Origin of the sequence: Streptomyces sp. H27-H1 (assembly GCF_026627445.1) — a bacterium.
Lineage (GTDB): Bacteria > Actinomycetota > Actinomycetes > Streptomycetales > Streptomycetaceae > Streptomyces.
Genome location: NZ_JAPNLJ010000081.1, coordinates 4,850 through 19,185, shown reverse-complemented (window position 1 = coordinate 19,185; position 14,336 = coordinate 4,850). Strand labels below are relative to the sequence as shown.

Annotated in this window: 13 protein-coding genes and 6 pseudogenes; 12 read left to right on the top strand and 7 right to left on the bottom strand. The window is 63.2% G+C overall.

Going from position 1 to position 14,336, the window contains the following annotated elements:
* Positions 1–74: 74 nt before the first annotated feature.
* Positions 75–1,184: an ISAs1 family transposase gene (locus tag OTB20_RS39920; RefSeq protein ID WP_267824820.1), complete on the bottom strand. Its 1,110-nt coding sequence runs from the start codon at positions 1,182–1,184 to the stop codon at positions 75–77.
* Between the two features lie 77 nt (positions 1,185–1,261).
* The gene (locus tag OTB20_RS39915; RefSeq protein WP_420716600.1) at positions 1,262–2,422 is read right to left on the bottom strand and encodes an IS30 family transposase; all 1,161 of its coding nucleotides are present in this window, start codon (positions 2,420–2,422) and stop codon (positions 1,262–1,264) included.
* A 139-nt stretch (positions 2,423–2,561) separates the two neighbouring features.
* Here OTB20_RS39915 and OTB20_RS39910 point away from each other — a divergent pair, with 139 nt between their 5' ends.
* Positions 2,562–2,759: a hypothetical protein gene (locus OTB20_RS39910; protein ID WP_267824816.1), complete on the top strand. Its 198-nt coding sequence runs from the start codon at positions 2,562–2,564 to the stop codon at positions 2,757–2,759.
* Between the two features lie 284 nt (positions 2,760–3,043).
* Here the strand turns inward: OTB20_RS39910 and OTB20_RS39905 are convergent, their stop codons facing one another.
* The gene (locus OTB20_RS39905) at positions 3,044–3,796 is read right to left on the bottom strand and encodes a transposase family protein (RefSeq protein ID WP_267824815.1); all 753 of its coding nucleotides are present in this window, start codon (positions 3,794–3,796) and stop codon (positions 3,044–3,046) included.
* A gap of 579 nt (positions 3,797–4,375) precedes the next feature.
* On the opposite strand from OTB20_RS39905, the gene OTB20_RS39900 reads away from it, so the two are divergent.
* From OTB20_RS39900 to OTB20_RS43040, 5 genes are all read left to right on the top strand, one after another.
* Positions 4,376–6,559 (top strand): hypothetical protein, encoded by a 2,184-nt coding sequence (locus tag OTB20_RS39900; RefSeq protein ID WP_267824814.1) that lies wholly within the window; start codon positions 4,376–4,378, stop codon positions 6,557–6,559.
* Between the two features lie 192 nt (positions 6,560–6,751).
* The gene (locus tag OTB20_RS39895) at positions 6,752–7,075 is read left to right on the top strand and encodes a transposase family protein (RefSeq protein WP_267824813.1); all 324 of its coding nucleotides are present in this window, start codon (positions 6,752–6,754) and stop codon (positions 7,073–7,075) included.
* Positions 7,076–7,110: 35 nt separating this feature from the next.
* On the top strand, positions 7,111–7,329 hold the full coding sequence (locus OTB20_RS39890; protein WP_267824812.1) for a hypothetical protein: 219 nt from the start codon (positions 7,111–7,113) through the stop codon (positions 7,327–7,329).
* A complete protein-coding gene (locus OTB20_RS39885; RefSeq protein ID WP_267824819.1) occupies positions 7,304–7,663 on the top strand; it encodes a transposase in 360 nt (119 codons plus the stop codon). The genes OTB20_RS39890 and OTB20_RS39885 overlap by 26 nt, the downstream gene beginning before the upstream one ends.
* Before the next feature lie 50 nt (positions 7,664–7,713).
* A complete protein-coding gene (locus OTB20_RS43040; protein ID WP_420716599.1) occupies positions 7,714–8,382 on the top strand; it encodes an IS3 family transposase in 669 nt (222 codons plus the stop codon).
* On the opposite strand, the pseudogene OTB20_RS43035 reads toward OTB20_RS43040, so the two are convergent.
* Both OTB20_RS43035 and OTB20_RS43030 read right to left on the bottom strand, forming a co-directional pair.
* Positions 8,267–8,563, bottom strand: a pseudogene (locus tag OTB20_RS43035) (transposase); the annotation flags it as partial. The gene OTB20_RS43040 and the pseudogene OTB20_RS43035 overlap by 116 nt on opposite strands.
* Entirely contained in the window at positions 8,461–8,916 is a 456-nt protein-coding gene (locus tag OTB20_RS43030) for a transposase domain-containing protein (RefSeq protein ID WP_420716597.1), read from the bottom strand. The pseudogene OTB20_RS43035 and the gene OTB20_RS43030, both read right to left, overlap by 103 nt.
* Positions 8,917–9,077: 161 nt before the next feature.
* Here OTB20_RS43030 and OTB20_RS39875 point away from each other — a divergent pair.
* Positions 9,078–9,269: pseudogene (locus tag OTB20_RS39875) on the top strand (DDE-type integrase/transposase/recombinase); the annotation flags it as partial.
* 7 nt (positions 9,270–9,276) lie between these two features.
* Here the strand turns inward: OTB20_RS39875 and OTB20_RS39870 are convergent.
* Positions 9,277–9,792 (bottom strand): annotated as a pseudogene (locus tag OTB20_RS39870) (IS30 family transposase); the annotation flags it as partial.
* A gap of 263 nt (positions 9,793–10,055) precedes the next feature.
* Here OTB20_RS39870 and OTB20_RS39865 point away from each other — a divergent pair.
* From OTB20_RS39865 to OTB20_RS39850, 4 genes and pseudogenes are all read left to right on the top strand, one after another.
* The gene (locus OTB20_RS39865; protein WP_267824810.1) at positions 10,056–10,244 is read left to right on the top strand and encodes a hypothetical protein; all 189 of its coding nucleotides are present in this window, start codon (positions 10,056–10,058) and stop codon (positions 10,242–10,244) included.
* A gap of 163 nt (positions 10,245–10,407) precedes the next feature.
* Positions 10,408–10,695, top strand: coding sequence for a hypothetical protein (locus OTB20_RS39860; RefSeq protein WP_267824809.1), 288 nt, complete (start codon positions 10,408–10,410; stop codon positions 10,693–10,695).
* 59 nt (positions 10,696–10,754) lie between these two features.
* Positions 10,755–11,117, top strand: a pseudogene (locus OTB20_RS39855) (transposase); the annotation flags it as partial.
* Between the two features lie 50 nt (positions 11,118–11,167).
* Positions 11,168–11,806 (top strand): annotated as a pseudogene (locus OTB20_RS39850) (transposase family protein); the annotation flags it as partial.
* Between the two features lie 247 nt (positions 11,807–12,053).
* Here the strand turns inward: OTB20_RS39850 and OTB20_RS39845 are convergent.
* Entirely contained in the window at positions 12,054–13,814 is a 1,761-nt protein-coding gene (locus tag OTB20_RS39845) for a putative adhesin (protein WP_267824808.1), read from the bottom strand.
* A 367-nt stretch (positions 13,815–14,181) separates the two neighbouring features.
* Here OTB20_RS39845 and OTB20_RS39840 point away from each other — a divergent pair.
* Positions 14,182–14,336: pseudogene (locus tag OTB20_RS39840) on the top strand (IS5/IS1182 family transposase); the annotation flags it as partial.

Below are 14,336 nucleotides of genomic sequence, written 5' to 3'. Positions count from 1 at the left end.
CGGCATGCCCACCGACGACCCCTCCCTGAACGTCACCCGCAGCCGCCTCGGACGCCTCACCCGCCAAGGCTTCCTCACTCAGCCCGGACGGGGCCTCTACCGGAAAGGGACTTAACGACCTCTGAGGCGTCCTCGTCGAAGGTCACGTCACGGACGTGGTGCAGTGATTCGATTCCCCAGTGGCCACGGACGAGTTGGGCCAGGATGTCGGGTCCGGCCTGCTCGACCCTCAGGCTGGTAACGGCGTAGACATTCTTGTGGCTGACCTTCCCGGTCTTCTTGTCGACGCGGCGGCGACGGATCCAGATCGCCTGCCGGGCACCGGGAAACAGCAGTTTGTCCACCGTGCAGACCTTGATCCGGCGGACCTCGCGCCGCCCGTGGCCGGTGTTCCGGGCCCGTCCGAGCAGCGGGACCTGCTCCCAGGGCAGGTTCTTGAGCTGCTGGTGCAGCTTCTTCTGATTGCCCTTCGCGATCACGATGTAGTGCGCCTTGCGCTGAAGCAGGTAAGCCGCGTGCTCGCGCTGGGTGTGCAGCGCATCGCTCGTAATCACCGTGTCGGTCAGGTCGCCGATCGTGTCCAGCAACGGGCGGAAGCAGGTGATCTCGTTCGTCTTCTCGCCCACGTCCAGCTGCCCGAGCACGAGTCCCGTCGCGTGGTCGCAGGCTGCCAGGAGGTGAACCTTCCGGCCGTCGGCGCGGGCGGCACCCCGCAGGCTCTTGCCGTCCACGGCGAGTCCTCGCAGGCCCTCGGTGCGAGGCCGCCGGTCGGCGAGCCATGCGCCGACCGCCCGGTCCAGCGCATCCCCGTCGACTCGTGCAAGGAGTCGGCGGATGGTTGTTTCCACAGGCCATGAGCGTTCCGGGATCAATGGGTCCACTCGGGCACCCAGTTTCTCCAGCACGGCCGGTGGGGCCTCGGCGACCCATTCCCCAACTGCGAGAAGCGACTTCGCACCGGCCAGTACCGCGCACGCCGCCAGGCCGAGCAGTGTCGCCAGCGGGTAGCGCACCCCGCGCGGATCACGTGGATCGGGCACCTGAGCGAGCCGCTCCAACAAGCCGGGTACCTCGCCTGGACCGACCCCGACGTGATCACCGAGCTGGTCAAGGACGGGACAGATGAGCGAGGATGCAGACGCAGGCACGGGTATCCCAAGGTCACAGAGCGTAAAGAACTCCATGATCACGGGCACTCGTGCCTGCTTCGTACCCGGACCCCACCGACCCGACGCTCCATCACCAACCGGACGTCAGCGCACTACGCCGAAGCCCTGCAGCCGAGGGTCTTGCGGGGTCGGTTATTGAGCCTCTCTTCGATCCTCCGGAGATCTTCGGGGGTGTGGAGGGAGAGTTTTGTGCGCTTGGGGAGGTACTGGCGGACGAGCCCGTTGACGAGCCCGTTCGTGTTCTCGTTGGTGCCGCGTTGCCATGGGCTGCCGGGGTGGGCGAAGAAGACGCCGTCGGTGAAGTACGGAGCGATTTCGTGGTGGCGGGCCATCTCTGAGCCCTGGTCCCAGGTGAGCGTCTGGCGGGCATGCTGGAGCAGGGTGCTGACGAAGGCCGTGATGAGTGCGTCGCGGAGCTGGTCGGCGCGGTGTCCGTCGGGCAGGGCGACCAGGCGGAGAAAGCGGGTGCGACGGTCGACGAGGGTGGCCACGGCGGACTGGCTGCGGGGCCCGACGATGAGGTCGCCTTCCCAGTCGCCCAGGCGCGTCCGCAGTTCGACAACCGGCGGCCGGCGGCCGATCAGGACGGGTGGGGCGGCGAATCGCGCGGCTCGTTGATCCGAGCGTCGACGTCGTTTGCGCAGGGGCCGGCTGGTTCGGAGTCCTTTGGTCAAAGTCCTGCTCAGGCCGCCTCTGATGCCTTGGTAGAGGGAGCGGTAGATGGTCTCGTGGCACAGGTGTCTCTCGGGCTGGTCGGGCCATAGGGCACGCAGGTGTCCGGCGATCTGTTCGGGACTCCACTCGAGATTGAGCTTGTCCTGGACCTCGGCCTTCAGCACCGGATCGGCCGCCAATTTGACTTGCCGCGGGCGTCGGAACCGTTCCCGGGATCGCTGCTGGGCCAGGTCGGCATCGTAGATGCCGTTGTCGTGACGGCGGCTGTTGCGGCGCAGTTCGCGGCTGACCGTCGACGGCGCCCGGCCGAGCCGCTCGGCTATCTCGCGGACCCCCAGGCCGCGTTCGCGCAGGGTGGCGATCCGCTTGCGTTCCATGAGCGAGAGGTAGCGGTCCGAGCGGGACGCCTCCGGAAGATGGACCGGCGGGACCCCGCCGCTCTCCTCCCTCCACCGGTAGCCGGTCTTTCGGCCGATCCCGAGCTGCCTGCACGCCTCGACCGTGCCCATACCGGACGCCAGTAGACGCCAGTACTCAGCCTCAAGGTCCAGCCTGCGCTTCTTGCCCCGCCTCGCCATCAACACACCCATCATGATCAAAGAGTGTTGCGACAAGCGTTAGAACCCAAGAAGACTCCTGGGGGTCAGCTTTTCAGGTTCTGGATCACTTTCCGTGCAGGGCCACGGAGCGTCACCGAATCCGCGATCATGAGTGGTCGTGTCTGACGAACTCCTCCAAGACCTCTGGTTCCACCACGCCGACGACGTCGCGCTCGACACCATCACCCTCCACGACCGGCGCGTGACCCTCCACGCCACACCGAGGCGTTCCCCACCACTCCCGACGGCTACCACCGACTGCTGCACTGGCTCAAAGGCCATTGACCTCGATTCTTCAGCGACCTTGATCGCTTGACCGGTCCGGCCGTTCATCCCTTTTGTCCCGCGTGATCGCGGGTTGGGCCATCGCGTGTCGCTGCGGCTGCGCCGGGGTTCCACTGCTCCCGGAGTCGTGCTGGTCCTGTCCTTTCTGGTCCTCGTCGGGGCGGTGGGCCGTCATCAGGGGAAGCCGCCCGGCCGCAGGGCGAGCAGGTTCCACACATGCCGGCGTATCTTCGCCCGCTCTTTCGCGATCTCCAGCAAGGAGCTCTCATCCAGGGCCCGCAGGGCACGGCGGCCAGTGAACCTTTTCCATCTTGATCAGCTGGCGAGTTCGAGGGCGACGACGGCTCGGACGACAGCGGTGATCCGGGTGGTGCTGCAGCGGAGTTTTCGCAGGAGCCGCCAGCACTTGAGGATCGCCATGGCGCGTTCACCGAGGCTGCGGATCCTGGCGTGGTCCTGGTTGTGACGCCGACGCCAACCGCGCAGGTTCTTGCCTCGGAACGGAACGCGGATGGCGGAACCCGCACTCTGATAGGCCTTGTCTGCCCAGCACTTGTTGTTGTCCGCGGCCAGGGCGGCGGGAAGGCCGTGGGTCCGGGCCGCGGTCAGGTCGTGCGTGGCTCCCGGCAGTGCGTCCGAGGCCCAGATCAGGCGTCCGGCGGGATCGGCGAGGACCTGCACGTTCATCCCGTGGTGCTTCTTCTTCCCGGAGTAGTAGGGCCGGTCGGCGGCGATGCGGTCGATCAGCAGGAGTGTGCCGTCGAGGATCACGTACGCCTTCTTCCGCACGGTCTGCATGGCCTGTTCGAGCGTGGGCGCGAGGGCGGCCAGGAGGTCTACGGCCTCGCGTATGTACCGGTAGACCGTGGCGATCCCGACGCGGAAACCCGCCGCGAGGCGGGCATAGGTGTCACCGCAGCGCAGGTGGGCCAGGACCAGCAGGGCCTGCCGGCCGCAGGTGAGGCGCCGCCAGCGGGAGCCGATGCGGCGGCGGTGACCTGCGAGAAGGCTGGAGAGGTGCTGCAGGGTGCGGCTGGACAGATCAATGGCAGACGGGTAGACAAGCACGAGAGCTCCTGGCGGACTGGTGATCTTGATCGTGAACCGTCTACCAGGAGCTCTCTTCGCGCCCGCCACCGGGACGCCGATCCAACCACCCGTCAGGTTGGAAAGGGTTCAGTGGAGTCCGACGCCGGCGGACCCAACACCTGGGCCTGATGCTGTGAGCCGAGGCTCTTCTTCGTGCCCGTTTGTCTGACCTACCGGGATGCGGCCTGCCGAGGGGGCCGGCGCATAGTAGGTCGCAGCACTATCCGCGCGGCAGGAGAGGATAGCGGGTTCTTTGACCTCTTCGGAGCATTCAGCAGTGATGGGCTCGTAGCTGAACCGTACGGACCGGGACGGGGCGCTGGAGGACTCCTTCGTCGTCCGCGCTGAATATTTCGGCAGAATATGGAGGTCAGATGTACCCACAGCCACACAGGAACAGGGCGTCCTGTTGAGTCCCGATACTCCCTCCACCGCCCACCGACTGCACGCCCCTGGCCCGAATCAACGTCTCGCCCGCTCTATTCCGATCAGTCTACGCCGACGCGGGACTGCACCTTTTGTACGTCACAGCTAGTAAGGATCAACATGTCAACTCCGGTGAGCGCCACTACCCTATGGGCCCCCAAGGACCCGTCGCTGGTTCCTACGGGTAACATACCTCAGACACTTGAAGATGCCTTAGATAATTCGGGATGGATAACGGTTTTCTACGGCTATCTGAAAGACGGATTCTCCGATCCTGCTAACGCGGTTACACTAGCCTTCTTAATTAAGAATGCGCGTGAGTACAAGCAAGCATCGGCTTACTCGAACCATTTCACGAAGACAGCCGAACAGAAAGCGCTGATAGCGGATTACAGAGCAAAGCGCAAATCGCTAGAAATATTGTGGAAGCCCTTTAGAGACGTCATCGGGAACATTCGAAAAATAGATGGCGGAGTCACTGGTGCGACTGGGGCTTTCCTTTCAGCGGAAAAAGGCAACAAAGTCGGCCCTTGTCAACTGGCCGAGAGTTCGTTGATCGTCGCCAACGCCCTTGAATCCGACATGGCAGCATTCGGCGGGTTGATGCTCGCCTTCCAAGAGGCCGCCAAAGGTGACACAAGGGTCAAGTTGCGTGACTTCTCTCCTGAAAGGGCGTGGATAAAGAAGACGCTCGTGGCGTTTAATGAAATTCGCCAGGACCTGAGTGAGGTTGCTCATTCTGCAGGCACCACCCCCGGCCTGGAAGAAATGTACGATAAAATCGTCAGCCGCATCACCATCGCCATGCGTGAGTACGGGAAACTGAAGAATAATGTTTTGGACGAAATTCTCGAGGCACTAAAAGCCGACTCCCAATATTTCTATAAAAAGATGTTTGCCACCAACCATCCGCAGCTCGCCCCAGTAGTGATGGCGCTCAGCAGCCTGAGTCTTGCCTCTGGTGCCCTGGCCCTGGTGACGGCGATCGTTCCACCTCTCGCCCTTTCATTCTCAGTGCTCAGCGCGGCGGCAAGTTTGACCGGTACGCTCATCACGTACTTCACTTCAAAGCAAGACGAAAACACGTACGGCGTCGTAGCGGGGGCAGGAAAGACTACCCAGAGTCCTGTAACGGATGAGGTTCTCCAAAATCTCCAACTTGCCGGTGTGGCGCTCGGCAAGCTTGGGACTGCAGGTTCACTCACCCAAAAGGTCGGCGCCATGATGGACACCGGATTGGGGCGGGCCCTAGAGACCGGGGGCAGTGCTCTGAACAATTTCGGCGATCTCCTAGGGCCGGCTGCAAATACTCTCGGTCTACCAATCAAGGTGATATCGCACGTAAGATTAGCCCTTGACCTGCAGGTCAAGGACGAACGTGATCGTGTGAACGGCCAGAAACTTCGGCAACTGGGCCACGAAACTCTGGAGTCCAGTGGTGCTCCGATTTCGACATGCGGAGCAGACAAGAATCTTCTTATATATCTGAAGCAAGCGCAGCAGGGTTACACGGACGACACGGTATTCAAATTCGTCCCTCTCATCAATGTAGTGGGGCCACAGTTCTGCCATGTTGTTGATTACAAGGTGCAAAATAGGTTTGTTATTTTTACAAGTGTCAACGTAGGGCTTTCGGGGCTCGATAATCCGCATGAGACGCTATTCCAGGTGACAGTGGAGTGGAGACTCGACACGGCTAACGGAGTGATCAAGATTTTGGCCATCAAGGAAGCCACCGACAAGGCAAAACTGGAATTCATCGCTAAAAGCCTTAATCCCACTTCCCGCCCCGCCAGGTACGCTGTGAGCGCAAGTAAGAGCCAGCTCTGCCCATACGACAAATTCGTAAGGGGTTTCAGAAAAAACCCCATCTCTTGGCGTAGTTTCGTTCTTGCTGGCTGGGAGGCTGGATGGATCAGTGTGCATCTGCAGAACTCCGGGTTGGCCGAAGTGGGGTCCGTCGAGATGAGTGACGAGAGCCAGGAGTACACCCAACTGGCGCTCAGCCTATGGAACAATTTTCAGGGAAATATTTGCGAAAGCTATAAACGACTCCTTTCAGCCATCAATGATACGCAGGATGCCGCAATACACACTAGCTACCGCGAAGTTGATTACATAAGCCTTCAACAACTCATGGAGGACCAGGAGCTGTTCTCCTGGGATCCCGAGAAGGGATACATCCTTAACATTCGCGAACCCGCACAGGATGACCCGGACATTAGTATATGGCGAGAATTGAGCCTTAAGGCTGCCTATTTTAACGCAATGATTGGATTGATGAATTCCGACAGTAAGTGGAATTTTGAAGTGTAGCCATTCGGGGCCGGCAACCTCGATTCGTCAGCGGGGCAGGGGCGTTTCAAAGTCCTGGTGATCACGTGAGTCCGCAGGCCAGGGGTACTTGGCCGGGGCCGACACGCACGCAATGAAGCTCCGGTTGAACGGGGTGACCTTCCCAAGTCGCCCTGAACCACCGGAGCTTCGATGTGCCGTCAGTCTGCCACCGTGTGTCTCATCAAGTCGGCTGCTCTGGAGCGTGTGGCCGGGCTCTCGCTGGTGGAACGGCTGCGGCTGCTGCCCGATCCGCGTCGGCGGCGCGGGGTGCGTCACCCGTTCGTGGCGGTGCTGCTGGTTGCCGCCTCGGCGGTGGTCGGCGGCGCTCGGTCGTATGCGGCGATCGGTCAGTGGTCCGCGAGTGCTCCCCAGCACGCTCTGGCCCGGCTGGGCGCCCGCGTGGTGGGCGCGCTGGGAGTGCGTGTCGCGCCGAGTGCCGCCACGATCCGACGGGGGTCATCGGCCTGGTCTGCCCCGGCGGCCTTGCCGACCTGACCGGCGCCGATCCCGCCGGCGCTCAGTCGCTGGCCGTGGACGGCAAGGCCGCCCGCGGCTCCCGGCACGGATCGACACCCGCCGCCCACCTTCTGGCGGCGATGACCGGTGACGGCCGGACCGTCACCCAGCTGCGGGTTCCTGACAAGACCAACGAGATCACATGCTTCGCCGCGCTGTTGGAGCCGTACGACCTGACCGGGGTCACCGTGAAGCTTCCCCTTGATCGTGGACACCTGGAGACTGGGATCTGAGAGGTTCCAGAGGAAGTTGTGCCAGGTGGGAAGCAAGTACACGAAGCGGTACTCGGACGAGTACAAGCGGGACGCGATCGAGCTCGTGCGCTCGTCCGGGCGGACGGTGACCGATGTCGCCCGCGAGCTCGGCATCAGTTCGGAGAGCCTGCGCGGCTGGGTCAAGAAGGCCCGGGCCGCCGAAGCCGCCGGGAGCGCGGGGCCGGCCGGTGTGAGCGCGGATGCGCGTGATGAGGAGCTGAAGCGGCTGAGGAAGCTCACCCTCGAGCAGGCGAAAACGATTGAAATCCTAAAAAAAGCGACAGCTTTCTTCGCGAAGGAGACCGACCGGTGAGCGCGATATGCCGGTTCATCCACGCGGAGAAGGCGAACTACACGATCGTCATGCTCTGCCGGGTGATGAAGACGGCCCGCTCGACGTACTACGCGTGGGTGGCCGGGATCGAGGCCCGCGAGGCCAGGCGCCGGGCCGATGAGGCCCTGGCCCACGAGATCACGGTGATCCACCTCGCCTCCAAGGGCACCTACGGCGTCCCGCGCGTCACGGCCGATCTACGCCGGCACGGCCACCGGGTCAACCGCAAGCGCGTGGAGCGTGTCATGCGCGAGCACGGCATCGCCGGCCACAGCCGTCGCACCGGACGGCGCAGCCTGACCAAGCAGGACACCAAGGCCGCACCGGCCCCCGACCTGATCGGCCGCGACTTTCACGCCGAGAGCCCCGGCATGAAGATCGTCGGGGACATCACATATCAACACCGTTGCGTTTACGTCCGCGAGCGGCTCGCAAGTCCGTGCTCGAAGAACGTGACAGTGGCGTGGACGGTGTCGCGGTCAGCAGGACGGGCAGGACGCCGTAGCCGATCCGGGCCAGGTAGGAGCCGTCGCCCAGGTGCCGGAAGGGGGTGGGTATCCGGCGGGCGGAGGAGCGCACCAGGAACTGGGCGCCGGTGGCGTGAACGTCCCGGGCGAACTCGTTCGCATCGAAGCCGGCATCGGCCAGCAGGAGCATCGTGCGGTCCAGCACACTCAACAGGCGTCCCGCGTAGGTGAGTTCACCGTCACTCTCAGGGCCGAAAGCGGCAGCCAGGACGGCACGGGTGCCACACTCGACCAGGACCACGAGTCGCATCAGCGGGTAGCCGAACTCCACACTCTCGCCCGCCCGCTTGGGATAGCGCCAGGTGAGCGCCTCCTCATCGGGCACGTGCAGCAAGGTGCCGTCCACGGCCACGGTCCGAAGCCCCCGGTAGAACGAGCCGGCCTGCCCGAGGTGGGCGACGGTCCGGCGAGGATCTCGAACAGCCGCCGCAGCGGTGCCGCTCCTATGCGCCGTCGGGCCCGGGACAGCGAGGAGACCGCCGGACGCACCAGCGGCAGTCCTTCCAGCCCCGCTGTCAGCTTGCCCCACACGCCCCGGTAGGAACAGTTCTCGAACAGGGCCAGCGCGAGGACGAAGTAGGCCATCACCCGGGACGGCAGCAGCCGCAGCCGCTTCTCACGTGACCCTGTCTCATCGATCACCGCGTCCACCAGCGCGAAGTCCACGATCTGGGTCAACTCACCCAGGTGGCCGGGCGCGTACACATCCCCGGCTACCTCGACCGTCCTGGTGATGACAGACTTCTCCCGCAACGGGACTCCTGACCTTGATCGACTTTCTTCTCCGATCGTTGATCTACAGGTGTCCCGTTGCCTCGTTCAACCCCCTTGACATGCCGCTCCCCGGCCAAACGCAACGGTGTTGCATCACATATATCCCGACCGCCGAGGGCTGGCTCTACCTCGCCTCGTGGCTGGACCTGGCGACCCGCGAGATCATCGGGTACTCGATGGCCGACCACCACCGCGCCGAACTCGTCGTCGACGCCCTCGACATGGCCGCCGGCCTGGGCCGTCTCTCTCCGCGTTGCGTGATCCACACCGACCGCGGATCGGAAGGCGGATTCAATCAGTCGTTGCAACGCTGGGCTGCGCTGATTGTAGATGTTCGTCGAGGGCTTCCGCGGGTGTCTTCCAACCGAGGGTTTTGCGGGGACGGGAGTTGAGGACCGCGGCGATGGCGGTCAGCTCGTCGGTGCTCCATCGGGACAGGTCGGTGCCTTTGGGAAAATACTGACGTAGCAGCCCGTTTGTGTTCTCGTTCGTGGCGCGCTGCCAGGGAGAGTGCGGGTCCGCGAAGTAGATGGGTAGTCCGGTCTCGACCGTGAGCTGGGCGTGGGCGGAGAGTTCCTTCCCGCGATCCCAGGTCAGTGATCGGCGAAGCTGGTCGGGCAAGGTGGCCATCGTGGTGGCCAGGGCGTCCTTCATGGCCACGGCGCCGTAGCCGGCCAGCGCGGGCCCGTTCTTGGTGCGCGGGATCGTGCCGTACCCCTCGGCCCGTGGCAGGTGAACCAGCATCGTGTAACGGGTAGTGCGTTCCACGAGCGTGCCGATCGCCGACCGGTTCAGTCCGATGATCAGTCGGGTAGCGGGGACGCATTACTGCGTCCCCGCCCCCTCAGCTGAATGCTCCGAAGAGGTCAAAGAACCCGCTATCCTCTCCTGCCGCGCGGATAGTGCTGCGACCTATTGTGCGTCGGCCCCCTCGGCAGGCCGCATCCCGGTAGGTCAGACATACGGGCACGAAGAAGAGCCTCGGCTCACAGCATCAGGCCCAGGTGTTGGGTCCGCCGGCGTCGGACTCCACTGGCCGCCGTGCCCTGCGGGCCCTGGATGGGAGCTCCTTGCTGGAGATCGCGAAAGAGCGGGCGAAGATACGCTGGCATGTGTGGAACCTGCTCGCCCTGCGGCCGGGCGGCTTCCCCTGGCTGACCATCGCCGGGAAGCAGCTGCGCGGGCGGATCCTCATCGACGTCGACGCCACGATCACCACCTCCGCCTCGAAGGCCGGGGCGGCGGTCACCTTCAAGTAGACGTTCGGGTTCCATCCGCTGGCCGCCTGGTGCGCAAACACCACCGAGACCCTCGCCATGCTGCTGCGGGAAAGAAACGCCAGAGCCAACACCGTCGCCGACCACATCACGGGCCTGACCGGCGCCCTCCCCCAGGTCCCGCACTCCTCGGCTGCGAAGATCCTTGGTCCGCGTCGGTGGCGCGGGAGCCACTCACGACCTGCTCACCCATCTCGAGGGCCTGAACACTGCCCGGCGCACGGTCCGTTACTCGGCCGGCCGGAAGATCACAGACCAGGACGAGGCGGCGATCGCCCAGCTGCCGGGGACAGCGTGGCACACCTCCGTGGACCAGGACGGCTCCCTCCAGGAGGGCTACTTCGTCGCCGAGCTGACCGGTCTGAACACCCGCACCGGCCAGCCGCTGCTGGTCCGCGGGCCAAGCCCTCGGGGCGGCAGGTCAAGAAGCTGACCGGCTTCGAGAACAAGCCCGGCTGGCGGTACTCGATCACCGCGACCAGCATCGGCCGGATGTGGGGCATCGCCGGCTCCCACCAGCCGCAATGGCTCGACGCCCTGCACCGCGCGCACGCCGTCGTCGAAGACCGGGTGCGCTGCGACAAAGCGATGGGACTGAACAATCTCCCCTCCGCCTCCTGGAAGGTCAACCGCGGCTGGATGCTCACCGCCAACATCGCCAGCGACCTCGAAGCCTGGACACGGCTGCTGGGCCTGCACGACATCGACGGGCTCGCCGACGCCGAACCCGACACCCTGCGCTACAAGCTCCTCCACCTGCCCGCCCGGCTCACCAACCACGCCCGCCGCCGCCAGCTCAAGATCAGCGAGACCTGGCCCTGGCGAGACGCGTTCCTCACCTGCTGGAAACGGCTGAGCAGCCTGCCCGCACCCACCCGACTCGCCTCAACCACCCCGACGAGCAACTGTCCAGCCACCCCCTTCGGTACTGGACGGGGCGCCTGCGGGCTCGGCGGCGGGATCGGGACGCGGTGGAGACGCCTGCCGGCCGGGCGGCAGGCATCGCTCGCCCTGGCCCACCTGCGGTGCGGCGACACCTACGCCCAGCTCGCCGCCGGCTTCCGTATCGGCACCGCGACCGCTTACCGCTATATACGCGAGGCCATCGACGTACTGGCCGCACTGGCCCCCACCCTGGACGAGGCGATGAAGACCGTACGGACGAAGGCGTTCGTGATCCTGGACGGCACCCTGCTGCCGATCGACCGGATCGCCGCCGACACCCCGTACTACTCCGGAAAACACAAACGCCACGGCATGAACATCCAGGTCCTCACCGATCCATTCGGACGCCTCTTGCGGGCCTCACCCGCACTGCCCGGCTCCCCCACGATCTGACCGCCGCCCGCACACACGACATCATCGACGCACTCGCCGAGGCAGGCGCGAAGTGCCGGGCGGACAAGGCGTACCAGGGCGCCAGCCGGCCAGTCCGCGTGCCGTTTCGGGGCCGCCGGCTCAAACGCTGGAAGCGCCGGCACAACAGCACCCACGCCAAGATCCGCTGCCTCGGCGAGCAGGCCATGGCCATGGCCACCCTCAAGGGCAGGTTGAAAAAGGCTCAGTGGCAGAGTGACGGCACATCGAAGCTCCGGGTGTTCAGGGCGACTTGAGAGGCCACCCCGTCAACCGGAGCGTCGTTGCGTTCGCAGCGATGCCTCGACGGATCGTCACCCCGTTGTGACCAGCACGCCCACATGATCACCAAGCCTCTGAATCAGCCCTGCGGTCGAAGTGGTGCCCGTTGAGCTGGTCTGTCAATGGCCTTTGAGCGCTGGCTCTGTCGCGGGTTCACGAATTCAAGAATCGGAGAGGAATGTCTTTCTCAAGGTCCATAAAGACCTGAGTGGCGATATTCACGTCGAAATCTCCGCGTACCAGTATGCCTTCGGGGTTTTCGGGGTCGATGCCGATGAACCCCTCGATCTTTTCCACAATATTGCCGAGGACGTAAGTTTGAAAATCGCTCTTGTCCCTTCCTGAGATCACACATATGGATGGGGTCTGCCGATCCTGACAAAAATCAAAGTCACCGACATTGCGGTATAGATTTTCCAAGGACTCCTTGTTCACTTGAGTAAGCTCGACAAATATCGACTCGCTGCACCAGTGCGACACCGCAGCCCACTTCCTCCCGGTCCCCTCGACGTACTGCTCGTACCAAGAGGAGATATCTGAGTTGATGACCATCAGTGAATGTTTCGCACTATTGTCGACACTGTCCCACATCTGGAGGCGTAGGCGCAGATCGGCCTCAAGGAACTTGATATAGAACTCATACGCGGCACTGACCTTGCCCTTGAGGAGTGGGTGCACACTGATCAGCTCGCTAGTTTCCCTGCCCTGTGCAACATGCTTGAGCAGCCCAAAGGCGCCGATCTCCTTGTATTCCGAAACCAGGGACCGTTCCTTCTTGATCCAACAAGCAAGTACAGGATGTAGTTCCTCCTTGTAGCCAACCATTGCTATGATGTCCGCTCGGTCCTGTGCGCTCAGGCCGAACCACCACTCGCATCGCGCCTCTTCCGAATTTGGGAAGCAAACTCCAGTGACCAGGGACTCTTTCTTCTTGATCCAACAAGCAAGTGCCCGAAATAGGCCCAGGCGCTCCTGCCAGCAGTCAACGATTGCTATGATATCCGCTCGGTCCTGTTCGCTCAGGCCGAACCACCACTCGCATCGCGCCTTTTCCGACTTCGGGAAGCCTCTATTCATCACATGACAAACCTCAATGAATTCGCGGTATAGCAAATTATCCGGGAAATGTTTCTGGATCGCACTGAACTCCTCAGGCCGGCTTACCATGTAGCGCACCATGGCGAAGGCTCCCTTGACTCGCTGGCAGCCGGCTGCCCGCAGGGCAGTGGCTGCATGGACCTCATGGTAGGTCCGGAAGAATGCTTGACTCTTGTACGGGAGTTCGTCATATTTCTTGTAGAATTCTGTTAGATCCTTTGTGGCGAGATTGACGATCGAATTTGCGGCTTCGGCGGCAGTAGAATCCCAAAATTCTGGGCCGGTATCCTCGGATTCAGTGATCAACCGGTCACCGTATTCTGCGTCCGCGATATGATCGATGTCTCCGCGACAGACGAACAGAAAGATTTCCTCGTCCTCTGCCGCTAGGGTCTGCAACGCTCCCCCGCAGGTGTGCCGCCCCTGGATGCAATCCCCTGTCTTGTCGACACAGAGCTGCGTTCTTTTAGGAACCGCAGTTCCGCCTACGGTCTGAATGGGGATGTCCGAAGCAGGGACCTTGGCACTGGCCCTGGCAGTGGTAGAGGCTGCACAGGCTGCCGCCAATTCATCATCAGAGATAGCGACCAGGAATAGATTATCAACTTCCTGGCCAGCCTTAACTGTGTCGCCAGCGGGCTCGTTTTTCCGTACAGCCACGGCATGGAGCCCTACTCCCAGCAGTCCCGCGGGTATGACCTCGCCGGGATTGACCGCAAAGTGGAGGGTCATACCGTCTGGGATCGTTGCCTTCAGTGGCGTACCCTCGCTGGAGTAGGTCTCGTAACCGCCATGCGCAATGAAATAGAGTGCCATTTCTCAAATCCTTTAGTTCCGGAGGGACGCTCCCAGAAGCGAATCATCCTCACCTGACAGGAGAAAGGAGCGGGAAGCCAAGCTAACGGACACCGCGGCCCGAGCTGACGGATTCTGTAAGTAGGCGGTGGAAGCATGTGTCGATCAGTTCAGTGCGGCGAACAGGTTCGTGGTGCCGAGAAGCGCGCCCACGACTACGTCCGGCATGCGAAGGCCACCGGTATTTCACCGGCTGGGTCCGGTCCAGTGAGCCTTTTTCAACCTGGCTGTGTGGTCGGGGTGTTGGCGGGTGATGGCTGTACGGAACAGCGAAGCTCCTGGTAGACGGTTCTCGACCAAGATCACCCGTGTCCGCCAGGAGCTTCGTGTGCTTGTCTATCCGTCGTCGATTGATCTGTCCAGCCACCCCCTTCGGTACTGGACGGGGCGCCTGCGGGCTCGGCGGCGGGATCGGGACGCGGTGGAGACGCCTGCCGGCCGGGCGGCAGGCATCGCTCGCCCTGGCCCACCTGCGGTGCGGCG

Bases quoted from the DNA above. Each gene is read 5' to 3' on its own strand.
- OTB20_RS39920 (WP_267824820.1), bottom strand. From the start codon at position 1,184: ATGGAGTTCTTTACGCTCTGTGACCTTGGGATACCCGTGCCTGCGTCT.
- OTB20_RS39915 (WP_420716600.1), bottom strand. From the start codon at position 2,422: ATGGCGAGGCGGGGCAAGAAGCGCAGGCTGGACCTTGAGGCTGAGTAC.
- OTB20_RS43040 (WP_420716599.1), top strand. From the start codon at position 7,714: ATGCTCTGCCGGGTGATGAAGACGGCCCGCTCGACGTACTACGCGTGG.
- OTB20_RS39845 (WP_267824808.1), bottom strand. From the start codon at position 13,814: ATGGCACTCTATTTCATTGCGCATGGCGGTTACGAGACCTACTCCAGC.